This is a genomic window from Shewanella carassii, assembly GCF_002777975.1.
GTDB classification, from domain to species: domain Bacteria; phylum Pseudomonadota; class Gammaproteobacteria; order Enterobacterales; family Shewanellaceae; genus Shewanella; species Shewanella carassii.
Genome location: NZ_NGVS01000006.1, coordinates 36480 through 50108, shown reverse-complemented (window position 1 = coordinate 50108; position 13629 = coordinate 36480). Strand labels below are relative to the sequence as shown.

Annotated in this window: 10 protein-coding genes; all 10 read right to left on the bottom strand. The window is 38.6% G+C overall.

Going from position 1 to position 13629, the window contains the following annotated elements:
* The 10 genes from wecB to CBE72_RS03215 all read right to left on the bottom strand — a co-directional run bounded on the left by wecB (window position 1) and on the right by CBE72_RS03215 (window position 13204).
* Window positions 1-1131 (bottom strand): non-hydrolyzing UDP-N-acetylglucosamine 2-epimerase, encoded by a 1131-nt coding sequence (wecB, locus tag CBE72_RS03260; RefSeq protein WP_100142298.1) that lies wholly within the window; start codon window positions 1129-1131, stop codon window positions 1-3.
* Window positions 1132-1152: 21 nt separating this feature from the next.
* Window positions 1153-2268, bottom strand: a complete 1116-nt coding sequence (wbjC, locus tag CBE72_RS03255; RefSeq protein ID WP_229671813.1) for a UDP-2-acetamido-2,6-beta-L-arabino-hexul-4-ose reductase — start codon at window positions 2266-2268, stop codon at window positions 1153-1155.
* Between the two features lie 3 nt (window positions 2269-2271).
* Window positions 2272-3309: a polysaccharide biosynthesis protein gene (locus tag CBE72_RS03250; RefSeq protein WP_100142297.1), complete on the bottom strand. Its 1038-nt coding sequence runs from the start codon at window positions 3307-3309 to the stop codon at window positions 2272-2274.
* Entirely contained in the window at window positions 3302-4432 is a 1131-nt protein-coding gene (locus CBE72_RS03245; RefSeq protein ID WP_100142296.1) for a glycosyltransferase, read from the bottom strand. The genes CBE72_RS03250 and CBE72_RS03245 overlap by 8 nt, the downstream gene beginning before the upstream one ends.
* Window positions 4417-5895: a lipid II flippase MurJ gene (locus CBE72_RS03240; protein WP_100142295.1), complete on the bottom strand. Its 1479-nt coding sequence runs from the start codon at window positions 5893-5895 to the stop codon at window positions 4417-4419. Before CBE72_RS03240 ends, CBE72_RS03245 begins: the two co-directional genes overlap by 16 nt.
* Window positions 5896-5958: 63 nt before the next feature.
* Window positions 5959-6948 carry a glycosyltransferase family protein gene (locus CBE72_RS03235; RefSeq protein WP_100142294.1) on the bottom strand — a complete coding sequence of 330 codons (990 nt, stop codon included), beginning with the start codon at window positions 6946-6948 and terminating at the stop codon, window positions 5959-5961.
* A gap of 177 nt (window positions 6949-7125) precedes the next feature.
* A complete protein-coding gene (locus CBE72_RS03230) occupies window positions 7126-8397 on the bottom strand; it encodes an O-antigen polymerase (RefSeq protein WP_100142293.1) in 1272 nt (423 codons plus the stop codon).
* Window positions 8376-9329, bottom strand: coding sequence for a polysaccharide pyruvyl transferase family protein (locus CBE72_RS03225; RefSeq protein WP_100142292.1), 954 nt, complete (start codon window positions 9327-9329; stop codon window positions 8376-8378). Before CBE72_RS03225 ends, CBE72_RS03230 begins: the two co-directional genes overlap by 22 nt.
* Complete coding sequence (locus CBE72_RS03220; RefSeq protein WP_100142291.1) at window positions 9326-10303, bottom strand: Wzz/FepE/Etk N-terminal domain-containing protein; 978 nt, start codon at window positions 10301-10303, stop codon at window positions 9326-9328. The genes CBE72_RS03225 and CBE72_RS03220 overlap by 4 nt, the downstream gene beginning before the upstream one ends.
* An 81-nt stretch (window positions 10304-10384) precedes the next feature.
* Window positions 10385-13204, bottom strand: coding sequence for an SLBB domain-containing protein (locus CBE72_RS03215; RefSeq protein ID WP_100142290.1), 2820 nt, complete (start codon window positions 13202-13204; stop codon window positions 10385-10387).
* Between the last annotated feature and the right edge of the window lie 425 nt (window positions 13205-13629).

The window sequence follows — 13629 nt, the reverse complement described above, 5'->3', positions numbered from 1 at the left end:
TTAATACTCTTTCCAAACAACACGCTTAACATAATCGGTATAAGAATGAATAATACGTACAATTTTATCTGAAACGTTAGGCATCGAATAATCATAAACCTGACGTAACAAGCGTTCATCACCATTAGGTTGTGATTCTAATACCTTCAACCCCTGCATTACGCGCTCAACACTAAGCCCGACCATCATCACAGATGCTTCTTCCATTCCTTCTGGACGCTCATGAGCCTCGCGTAGATTCAATGCAGGAAAGTTCATAATAGATGATTCTTCATTGATGGTTCCACTATCAGAGAGTACCGCTTTGGCAGTCTTTTGCAAATGGTTATAATCGTGGAACCCCAGTGGCTTCAACAACTGAATATTGGGATGAAATGACAGCCCCTGCGTTTCAATGCGGTTACGTGTCCGAGGGTGAGTCGACACTATAACCGGCAGGCCGTAATGTTCTCCTACCGTATTTAATATTTCGGCCAACCTAGCAAACTGCTTAGGAGAATCAACATTCTCTTCTCGATGAGCGCTGACAACAAAAAACTCCCCCTGAGTTAATCCGAGGCGTGCCAATACATCCGAACCATCTATTTGCGGCATGTAGTGGTTCAACACTTCAAACATAGGACTGCCCGTTTTTATTACGCGATCAGCCGGCAGCCCCTCCGCCAATAAATAATCTCGAGCAATCGTACTGTAAGTTAGATTGATGTCTGCAGTATGATCTACAATACGACGATTAGTTTCCTCTGGGACACGCTGATCGAAACACCGATTACCCGCTTCCATATGAAAAATAGGCACCTTACGACGCTTGGCAGGTAAGGCAGATATACACGAATTGGTATCCCCTAACACTAGCATGGCTTCAGGTTGGACCTCTTCCAGCACTTGGTCCACTTTAATAATCACTTGACCTATGGTTTCTGCTGCATTTTTACCTGCCGCATTTAAGAAGTAGTCAGGTTTGCGCACACCTAAATCATTAAAGAATACTTCGTTCAACTCAAAATCGTAGTTTTGACCTGTATGAACTAAAATATGTTCACAATACTCATCCAACTTCGCTAGCACACGTGATAAACGAATAATCTCGGGACGAGTACCCACCACTGACATCACTTTAATTTTATTCATTGTATTACTTCTCTTTAATAACTATAGAGGACGCGCTATTGTATCCGGCTCATCTCGGTCAAAAATCTCATTTGCCCATAACATCACTATCAATTCATCGTCGCCAACATTAGTAATATCATGCGACCAACCCGGAACAGTTTCAACAATTTGGGGAGTATTACCATTAGTACATAACTCATGGCGATCACCCGTTACAATATGTTCGAATTTAAATAGTGCTTGTCCTTTCAACACTAGAAATTTCTCATTTTTACTGTGATGGTAATGGCCTCCACGAGTAATACCTGGATGAGCAGTGAAGAAAGAAAACTGGCCAGAATGTTTGGTCTTCAACATTTCACTAAATACGCCACGCTCATCGCCATAGCTCGGAATGGTATAACTGAATTGAGAGGGGGTCATGTAACTAAGATACGTAGCGTATAGTGCTCTAGTCAGACCCGAGCCCACATCCTCTGTTACCAAGTTATCCCGGCTATCTTTAAAGGCACGGAGCATTTCAGCGACCTCGCCCACCGTAGTCGAATATTCAGGTTCAACCTGCCGATAACCTATCTCAGTTTGTCCTTGCAAGAGACTAATTAAACTGCGACACACATCGTCAATGTAAACCAAGGTTACAGGTGCACTGGGATCATGGACAGTAATATCTTGGTTATTCAGAATGTTATAACAAAAGGTTGCTACAAAAGAGTTATAATTCGGCCGACACCATTTTCCAAACACATTGGGGAAACGGTAAATATAATAAGGAGCGGAAGTGCGCTCGCCATATTCTGCAACAATTTTCTCTGCAGCCTGTTTGCTACGTCCATACGGATTATCAAGCTTAGCTTGTATAGAAGAAGTCACTACAAGTGGCACTTTTTTACTAAAAGTGCCTAAATGCTCGGTAATGAACTGTGTGAGGTCTGTATTACCAGTTATAAATTCAGCTTCGTTTTTCGGTCGGTTAATTCCTGCGAGGTGAAAAACAAAGTCGGCATTAGCTAGAAAAACAGCTAACTCTTCAAGCGTGGTTTCACGATCCGCTTCAACCACATTGTGATAGCCGTGTTCTTTCAACATCACACACAAGTTTTTGCCAATAAATCCTTTTGCACCGGTTACAACAATATTCATATCTGTACCCATTTGTTATACACCTTCTGGCACAACAACGCTTCCAGCTTGAATATCAGCAATAAAATCTAGTTTATGCAGCAACTTGACCATACCGCTTACATCTAAGCGCTCTGTATTATGGGAGTTGTAATCCTCAATACTCGATAAGATTTTCTCGCCTTCCTCATTATATTTTGAGTAATTTAAATCCCGGTTATCACAAGGGATTCGATAGTAACCACCTTGGTCTTCTGCAACAAACATCTCTTCACGACTACACAAAGCTTCATACAGTTTCTCTCCGTGACGAGTACCAATAATATTCACGGGATGCTCGTGTTTATCAGTAATTTGAAGTAGCGCTTTAACCAATACATCAATAGTAGCTGCAGGTGCCTTTTGCACAAAAATGTCACCATTGGTACCATTTTCAAATGCATGAAGTACCAAATCCACCGCATCATTGAGTGTCATCATGAAGCGCGTCATATTAGGGTCAGTAATAGTAATCGGCTGCCCCCCCATAATCTGACGTAAAAACAGAGGAATTACAGAACCACGAGAAGCCATAACATTACCGTAGCGAGTTGCTGAAATCACTGTTTTTTTAGGATCTACATTACGTGATTTTGCAACTATAACTTTTTCCATCATAGCTTTTGAGATCCCCATAGCATTGATTGGATAAACAGCTTTATCTGTACTAAGGCAAACAACTCGTTTTACTTCATTTTGAATGGCTGATTCTAAAACATTTTCAGTACCCAACACATTAGTTTTCACCGCTTCCATCGGGTAAAATTCACACGAGGGTACTTGTTTTAAGGCTGCCGCATGATAAATATAATCTACACCTCTAGTAGCATTCAATATGCTATTATAATCTCTCACATCACCGATATAAAATTTAAGCTTACTGTTATTGTATTTTTTCCTCATATCATCTTGTTTCTTTTCATCTCTGGAAAAAATCCTAATTTCTTTTATATCCGTTTCCAGAAAACGGTCGAGAACTGCGTTTCCAAATGAACCTGTGCCACCAGTAATCAACAATATTTTATTCTTAAACATAATAACCCTTTAAAGCATTATCTATAATTGACAAATACATGCTAGCTCTTTGCTTTGCCGTAAAACCACTTTCAACCAGACGACTACCAGCGTAGACTTTATTTTTAGTTTCTTCTTCATTAACAACGACTCTAACTATTGACTTAGCGATATCATCCGCACTGTTTGGATCAAAGTATGTCGCCGCATCATGACATATGTCAGTCACAAATGGTAAATCTGACGCGATAAGAGGAACTCTCATGTACATAGCTTCCAACGGTGTTGCGGAAAAGCATTCCAATAAACTAGGAAATATTAATGCATCGATGGCATTATAAAAACTAGGGCATAGCTGTGAATTTATAGCACCATATGAATAAAAGTTGTCTAACAGAGAAAAACCGTGTTCGTTCATTTCTTCTGTAGTCAATGTAAAAACAAAGTTACATTTAATATTATACTTGACCTTCAAAAGCTTATCTACGTCCAACAATATCTTCAAATTCTTGTGCGGATACCCTCGCCCAAGAAACCCAATATTAAAATCCTGTTCGGCCCCAAATCTATTCAGTTTATTATGAGTCAAACAATCTGACTCCAAAAAATATGAGGAAACAGAGTTATTAACTATTGAGATTTTATTTTTATTAAAACCAAGCTCTACCAATTTACGTTTAACCAAATCGTGTTCAACTATAAGAACATCCGCACTCTGGAAGAAAACCTTTTGGATGTAAAACTTTAACTTTGTTTTAAGGAATATTAGTTTAGACATCGACGAATAAAGACTATTATCTGGATAAATAATCCAAGGCTGAGCAAAGCCAACTATATTAAATCGACACCCGTTAACAATATAGTTAGGCCCAAAAACCGTCAAGCATAAGTCAAATGAAGAAAAAAGACGTCGAAATTTCAACGTTCCAACTGAAACTCCAAATATGTTCTCCTCGATCACATTTTCAAACACATTCCAATTTATATCCTTAGGTATTGAATTTTTAACCTCCGAAGACAAAATAACTGTAAAATCAGTTTCAGTAGTTGAACATAGAAAGTGAAGCTCATATATAAAAGATGCGGCAACTTGAACCCCACCACCATGATGTAAATTTGAGGCGTTAATTAGTACTTTCGCCATAGAAAACCATATCCATTAAAGCTTTTCAAAAAAACAGAAGAACCAATACTAAAATTATAATAATTTATAAAATAGCCGCTCAACAACTTGATAGAAAAAGTAACAGAAATTACAAACATAAGTAATGCAAGTATGAACCATTGGACAAATTTGTTGGGTGAAAAATAACCCGCAATAGTATAACCAACATTGTTAAATATGGAAAAATAAAACAAAAAACATAAGACATAAATAGAAGACACCATAATTATGATACTAAAAAAATCAATTTTAAATGGTTTATAAAAACCACCAAGCATCACAACTAAAGTTAGGCTAGCTATCAGAAATGATAATGGTAAGAGACTAAGCCCATATACGGGAACATAGAGGTAATTAAAAGTTATATTTAGCGATATTGAAATAATGGATAACATTATTGGTATCCAAGTAATTTGGCTAACATAATACATTTTAAAAAAAATAGCTTTAATTGCTATTAAAGGTATGGATATAGCATAGAGAAAAAGCAGTTCAGATGTAACCACAGTATCCCCCTCTTGAAAGCTACCTCTTTCAAAGAGTAATTGCACAATATTTTGGGAGCCAGAAGCCATCAAAATAGATGCTGGAATAACTATAATCATGCTAACAAAAAGCAATTCATAAACAATATTTGAGTAACTTTCAACACTTTCTTCATTATAAGAAAAAGACATCTTAGTATAAAAGACGGCAATTATGGTGGAAAGAAAAACCGCTTCTACCACAGAGTTTACCCTTGTGGCATAACTTACTATTGATATAGCTCCCTCCATAACAGTAGATGCAATACTTCTATCAAAGATATAACTCATCTGATTAATGAGAACACCAAACATTACAGGTAGAGAAAGAAATATCACTTTGCCAACTTCAGGACTATATTTAATTCTTGCCTTTAGTAAGTCATCTCGAAGAACTGTACTAAAAAGAAGAAGCATTTGAAATAAAGAACCAACTAAAAATCCTAACGGCATCAATATAGTAGTTCCAGTTTTAGCAGCAAAATATATACCCAAAATAGAGCAGACACTTAATGGTAAACCTATAAATGCCGGGGTTAAAAATTTATTGTTAGCCTGAAGAAAGCAAGTGATTAGAGTGTTAAAAAGAATAACAACTATAACAACAGAAGTTATCTGAAGCATTTTAGATGATAAACTCAACGCTTCAGATGAAAAGCCAACGGCCATTAAGTTAACTATCCTATCCGCATAAATGAAGCATGTTATACAAAGAAGAAGACCTAACGCAATCAAGAATGCCAAAAAGGTTACAGTAAAATTAAGCGCACTGTTCCTATCTCTTGTAGCTAGCTTTGCATAAGCTGGAATAAAAGTTGAGGTTACGCCGGAAGCTATGAAGCCAGCAACCAGTCCAGGCGTGACAACTGATATAATGTAAGCATCACTAATCTCAGTCGCGCCAAAAAAAAAATGCAAGTATAGACTCTCTAAGAAAGCCTATTATTTGAGACATTATCGAAATAATAATTAGAATTAATGCTAGTCTTGACATGCTTCAATTTCTCTTAGCATTAAATCACCAACATAACCGGGAGTACAATCAAAAAAATTTCTTGATACTAAATGAAATGGTAACCTCTCACCTTTAATATCAGTGAGAAATTTTAGTATAGCGTCAAATGTTTCAGCATTCTCACATTTATTGTAATCAACAGACATAGATAGAGGATACTTTTGAAGATAGCTTAAGTATTGATCTTTACTATTCTGAAAAAAATGGATAATTGGTTTACCTGTAGACACGCAATCAAATAGTTTGCTGGGGAAGATGTCAACCTCTTTATTCCCTATCGTAACAATGAAGTCAGCATCATTGATTTTACTATTCAAGACTTTAGGTTCTACCGTTTTATTTAACCTTATATTATCACTAGTTTTTTTTACAAACTTCTCGTTAAATTCAAAACCATAAGAGTATATATCTAAATCAACGCCAATTTTGCAATTCAACTGTTGAATTAGTCTAACCAATGCCATAGGATTTCGCTGGTGCTTACTAAGCCCCCCAGCATAAATCAATTTAATCCGTTTCGAATGAGTTTTATGCGATGTATGGTAGCTTCTATCAACAACCATAGGATGCTCCAACTCAAAGAAATCTAATTTTGCAGAATCATATACTGATTTAACTATTGGCAAGCAAAAAACTTTAGAAACAGATTTTGATATATACTGTATTTTTTTTAAATTATAATTTGACTGCAATTTTTTTATAAATTTTAACTTTGCAGGTTCCGATAGTTTTTCCAATAAAAAACAAAACTTTCTATTTTTTTCTATATTAGCACGACACAAAGCCATGACTTCTTCATACGTTATCGCAATGACAAAATCAAAGCGCTCTCTTTCATCAAGTTCAACAATAGCCTTTTGCATAATGTTACTGAGCTTCACATTCTCAGTAGAACGGCTTAAATTTCTACTAATTATAGACATTACACGTTCGAAATAGCCAATCTTGGGAGCCATAACTCTATGTACTTGAATTCCATCTATTATACCAGTTCCACATTTACTATTACTCTTAGTAAAACATAATACAGAAACTTGAGCATGAAGCTTTAAATACTCGATTAAAGGTTTTACTAAATTTCCAGAGGCCGATATTTCAGGATTGTACCCTCTTACAACAAATAATATTTTTTTTCACTTAGAAACCAGCACTCTATTAAACAAAAAGAATAAACAATTCAAAGCCACAAACGACATAAATACAGTCGGATTTCCACTAACTATACTATTTGCAGGAATAAAAATAATAATCAATAGGTATAAAGATAACAATATCATTGAAACTGAATTCCTATTTAAAACAGCATCGCGCAAGACCAGAGAAAATAACCAACCAAAAATACACATAACAATGGAAACGCCCCAAAAACCCACATCGTTAGCTAACCATAAATAAGCCGTATGCCATTGGATAGCAGGGTCCCAAACAGCATCCATTTTTGCTTGGTATGTTAACGACCAAATGTTAGCGTCATAGATCCAAGCCAATTTATCGATAATAAATCTTCCACTCCCGAATCCCATTGTTGATGTATAATTATAATCAAAGGCCAATGAAAAGCCGTAGTAGCCTTGTGATATATAAGAGGAAGCTGCAGTTATAGCAAAACCAACTGAAGGTGGAAATATAGAAAATAATATATTATTTTTATTAATGGGGATCCCAAAAAGTGTATTGGGAACATAATCTATTCCCAGCCTAGTTGACAAATTATAGACAAAGTAAAACAAAAACAAACAACTGAATAATACAGCGATTCTTTTACCTGTACGATTTACACTGCCATTTCCACACTCAGACTTAAGAAGATATTTAACAATGGCAATAGGAAAGAGTACTAAAAATATACCAAAATTAGTGCCCTTCAGCATATAACTGACTATCTGCAAGCTCATAGCAATTATTAAAATAATTTTTGAAGAGAACTTCAACTTAGGCCATAAAATAACACCAAATGGAACACAACAATAGATAAACGGAGATAGTAAAGTATTCAGTTGAGTGACTATATTACTAGTTTTTTCTGTTTTTAGGTTTTGCTCGTAGAGTTCTCCTGGACTTGAGAGCGAGAGCATTAAAGTAGAAAAAAAGTCCCCTTTGATCAGGAGTTTAATAGTTAAAACAGAAAATAATATAGAAAGTATCCCTATTAAGTTAAAAAAACTAACTTCATTAAATTTTAGATTTATTCGTTTGCCAACCCGAAAGTACCTACTCGATACGACATAACCGAATAAAAAACTCACGTAATAAAGTAAAATGAAAAATGTCGTTTGTTCAATGTTAACTTTTGGATATGAGAGAGGGCCGAAAAGGTATACTAGCACACTCAAAATCAAGTATACACTAATATAGCTTAACAGCCTACTTTCGGTGTTTTTTATTAAGTGAATTGTTTTTTCCAAGATTCGATTTCTCTTTCCGGAATTTTTATTTTGGTTATAATCTCCCCATCGATTACTTTCTTCAGTTCTGAGATTTCTTCTCGCTCTATAATAGGAAGATTAAACGATTGACTTTTTTCTTTTGCCCTATTATCAATAGATATGATTAATGTCCTACAAGATTTCTGCAATGCTCTTATTCCGCCATGAAGTCTTGTACCAACAAAATCCACACCCTTCTTATCTAGTATGGAATCAAAGGCTTCAAGCGTTGGAGCTATCGTGCTAATTTTATTAAAATCGACTTTAAGTGTTCTGAAGTACTCATAGTCACCTATTCCCTGTGGCCAGAAATATACATTTTCATAAGAATCAATTAAGGTTTTTATTAAAAACGTGTCCAATTTAGGCGACTTATTATAATCAGTTATAGTAAAAATGACTGATGGTGCCTTCTCTTTTGGAATGCTTTCACAATGTGCTTCTGTTAAAGACCACATTGTTGGGCATGATGTATTAACAACATTTTTAATACCTATTGACTCCAACATCTGCTTTGTGTATTCATCTCTAACGCTATGGATATGATTTTTTGACAAAACCAATTTAAGGAGAATTTTCGTATATAAGTTTGGCTTATTATTATACTGCCACCAACCAGCACCTACTAATATACAAGGCCCGGTAAAATAGCTCTTCCATATAGCTATGTGCCATTGGCGCTTAAATCCAAAGAATGTTGATTTAAGTAAATTACTTCCTAAAACAAACTTGTAACAGCTATCTTTGAGATGTCTGATGTATCTAATATTGTGAGGTGTATGAGTTGGTATTTCAACAATAAAGTTTCCGTCTAAAACTTCTTTTAACTGCTTTTTAGCTGAATCAGCAATGATCTTATCTCCGATATTATAGGTGGCTAATCCAGGGCTATAAAGAGTAATTTTTTTCACAGCTTACCTCTGTTAGAGAAAATAAATTTAATCAAAGTAACAACAACACCCAAAAGGAATCCAATCAATGAGAATGTTAATACAATAAAAGTTCTTTTTGGAGCGAACTTTAACTCTGGAACAATCGCTTTATCAATTGTTTTAAAAGCATATTCATTCCGAACTTCAGAGAACATAATTGTTTTTGTTTGTTCCTCTACAAGCTTATATAATATCGCTCGTATATCCGCAACATTGGTCTGATTTATCTGTTGATTAAGATAATCTGTACTTTTTAAAGCCTCTGAAACATCCCTATCTTTCATCACGTTATTTATGTCATCAATTAACCAATCAACCCACTTTTTTGCTATAAAGGGGGACTGGTGCTCAATGGAAATTGTTACCATACCGCTTTCTTTATCTTTGTTGACAGAAAAAATCTTCAAGAATTCTTTGTAAGCTTCTTGTAACGATGGCTTGGGTTGAAATGGGAGTTTCACATCACGCACCCAAGTTTTACTCTCTTGAACATAAACATTCGGGTCAAATGATAAGGTGTTGTCGACCATATTCCATTTATCGACAGCCATCAATTCAGGCAATATTTGATGCTTTTCAATAAAGTCACCGATAAATTGGCGTGACTTAAGAACTTCGATAGCCAGTTGCGTCTTGTCAGAGCCACCACTACCACCTAAGTTAATCCCGGCCATACTGGCAAGGCCACCAAACTGGGAAGCAAGCCCGGCTAGTCCGCCAGCCCCCTGCTCTTCTGATGCGGGGGCCAGTAATGCTTCTGACTTATAAATATTCGGCATCATCAGCGCAATAACAGCAGACGAGACAGCAAACACCAGAGTGACTCCGGTAATTAACCATTTTCCTTGCCAAATGACAGCAAAGAGTTCACGGAGATCGATTTCATCATCTCTCATCGTATTCGCAGAAAACTGCGCATCCGGATGTTGTTGAGGAGTAATTTGTGAATTCATATTTTTATCTAATGATACTTTTATAGGATGTGCCCTAAAGTGAATAAATCGATGCTTTAGGGCACAGTTTTATATTTGAAATTACAACCCAGAAATGGTTGCCACCGCCACTGCAGTGTTGTAAATGATCTGAGTCACTTGGCTCCAGAGTGTCAGGTTATCCTTATACTCTGTATCCAGTGGGACGATAATGGTATCACCAGGCTGCAGATTATCTTCGCTGCTAAACCACATAGAACGTTTAGGCATCAACACAGAGCCATCGGCCTTAATGACATAGGTTCTGTCTTCATCTGCGCGCTTACGAGCACCGCCGGACATCTCCAGATATTGGTCGATAGTCAGACCTTCTTTATATCTATGAGTCGACGCGTGCTGAACCTCACCCATAACAGCAATGGTCTGTTTGGTAGAGGGTATATACAAAATGTCCTGGTCTTCGAGTTGCAAGTCAGCTTGGGTAATACCAACCGAGATAGCAGGTAAGTCGACAACCAGTCGGCCCACAGCCTTAATGCCTTCAAGATCTTTGAGCATCAACTGAGCATCGGCATAGTTGACCACATTGCCGTCCTTGGATACGCCGCGGGTAGCAATATCCCGACGAAGTTGATCTGCCAGTTTTTTGATTTCCATCTGCTCTTGCTTGCGAACAGATTCACGCACAAACACGGCCGATGGCAAGTAAGCATATTCGGTGAAGCCACCGGCTCGTTGGATAACATCCTGCAATGTTTCGCCGCGGCGAATGTTATAAACCCCGGGGAATTTAACTTCACCGCGGATTTCAACTGTTTGATGTTCTTGCCAATCGGGGGTTGTCATCACGGTCAGTATGTCTCGCCCTTCGAGTGAGATATCTGCCGTCTTGTTTCCTTGAATAGCCGATGCCAAATCCACTGTCTTATGCACAATGGAAGAACCCGCAACGTCGGTAATAGTACGAGTAAGCTCAGCCCGCGCTGTATATGCTCCTTCTTTAAGGCCCCCCGCCGCTTCAATCAGAGAACTCACTGAGGCATTAACACTCAACGGATACATGCCTTCGTGGCGTACCTTGCCAGTAACGGCGACTATCTTGACGCTGCTACCTGCACGAGCCTGGGCGTTAAGTTTACTGATAACCGGATACAGGAGTTCACTGCGGTTCATCATGTAACTGAACTTGATCAAGTCTCGATCATCAAACAGGTTGCTGAGCATCTTGCTCACTTCAGCGGTAACAGCTTCCTGCTCCATTTTCTGAGCTTCGTCCAGTTCATCTTCGCCTTCAGTACCATCGTTGACGACCACCCCGGCAAGCTCAGTACGCTTGTTGAGTCGTTTATTTTGCAAGTCATTAAAACCTGCTTTAAACAGGTCTGAACCCAACAAGGAGTCACCAGTAAGTGAAGTCACTTTAGCAACTCGGTCTTTAACCAGTTTGTTTAGCTCATATCGATTAATACTATCGTCGCTGAAATTGAAAACGATAAGCTTATCTCTCGGACGTAACTCCAGATTTTCATTGGTATCTTGCTGCAGAATGGCCTTCCCAGGCGCAAACTGGTATACATCAATATTGCCGTAATCATCAACTTCACGAAGCAGGATGGCATAATCTAAATCTGCAGAAATCTGTAAATCGGACCAAATTGATCTAAGAATGTCATTAACCTTCAGGCCTTGATGCCATTGATACTTTCCAGGCCTTACAACGGCACCGACAAGCGTTATTGCATTGTCGTATTGACCCGAAGTGCCTTTAACCCGGACCACATCCCCCGTCTTGGCCAAGGTTTTCTGGCCCTTGGCTGAGGTGAGATCGATTGTTAAAAGCGACTTTAACCCTTGGTCATTATATCGTTCAACCGTACTGCTTTTGGGGTAAGATCCCGGCTTCACACCTGCAGCCATGGTGATAACATCGGCAAAGGTCTCTCCGCCTTTCAGTTCATAAATGGCTGGACGTCGGACCTCGCCGGCCACACTAACCAAGCCGCCAACGGGAGGAATAAAGACTACGTCACCGGACTGCAATCTAAGATCACCGGAAGCATCGCCGCGCATTAGTAAGTCATACAAATCCAAAGTGCCAATTAATTTTCCGTTACGCTTAAGTTGCACTTTACGCAATGAACCAATTTCGTTGACACCGCCGGAGACAAACAGCGCCTGTGTCATGGTCGATAAGCTGGATACAGTATAAGAGCCCGGTTTATAAGCATCCCCAGCGACAAAAATGCGAATCGAGCGCAGTTCTCCCATAGTGATATTGGATTCAATCCCTATCATTTGGTGCTTGATGCGCTTTTGCAGCGTGTCTTTGGTTTCAGCAAAGCTCAACCCCGCCACACTGATTGGGCCAAGCTCAGGAAATTGCACGGTACCGTCACGGTTGACAGTAAGAGTAAACTCCCTATTGTCCTTACCGAAGAGTTGTATATTCAGAGTGTCTCCAGGCCCCATCAAGTATTCACTTGGAACAGGGACATCTGACACTGGTGCAAAAGTGCTCGGTTCCCCTTCAAACAAGGAATAGCCAAATCGTTTAAGCTCCGCCTTGTCTGCTGCGGCCGTAAAATCTAGCTGATGTTTGTCTTGGTTTCGGCGGTGACTCCGTTCAAGTCCCTGACCATTTTGATATTGCCAACTGTCCTGTTCTGCACCAGGGAAACTCTGTTGTCCTCGCGGATATACCAACTGCGGATTTTCTAACTTCTGATCACTGGCACTTCCGCTACCGCTCAACATGGCAGGGTCTATACCATATTGTTTTGCTAACCTTTCCTGCTCAGCACGAGGCAAGTTTTTAAATTGTTCTATCATTTGAGGAGATGGCGTAATCGCTTGGACTTGCGAGCCAAGCAAAGCCAATACCCCGAGACCCGCTATGATGAGTTTTTTGGTTTTCTGTAACACCAGTTGTCTCCGTTATGGTGAGTAACACTAAAAATCAAATGGCCAGCAAGTAACACTGGCCCCGTGCGAACCGACAACCGGTTCAGGGGCCAGTGTCTTCTAATCCAACTCTCTTACCTTAAGTGGTCAACTCGAATTTTGCTTAAATTACTAAACAGTTATGAGTTAGTCACCGTCCCCACCGACTTACAACAAGACGGCGAAATCATTCGTATTCTTGTGCTCCAGACACGCTACCGCCCATGGATTGCGGCCTCCAAAATGCCCTTTGCTATGCAAAAATCTAATTTTTTAGTTACATAGAGCTCGAACACTCTATGACACCATTACAACTATCTATGCCTATCAGACGGGGGATTATACCCCACTCATAGGTAAACCTCAGGTTAAAAACCCTTTGCTCTTATGTATTCAGAACAATTGCT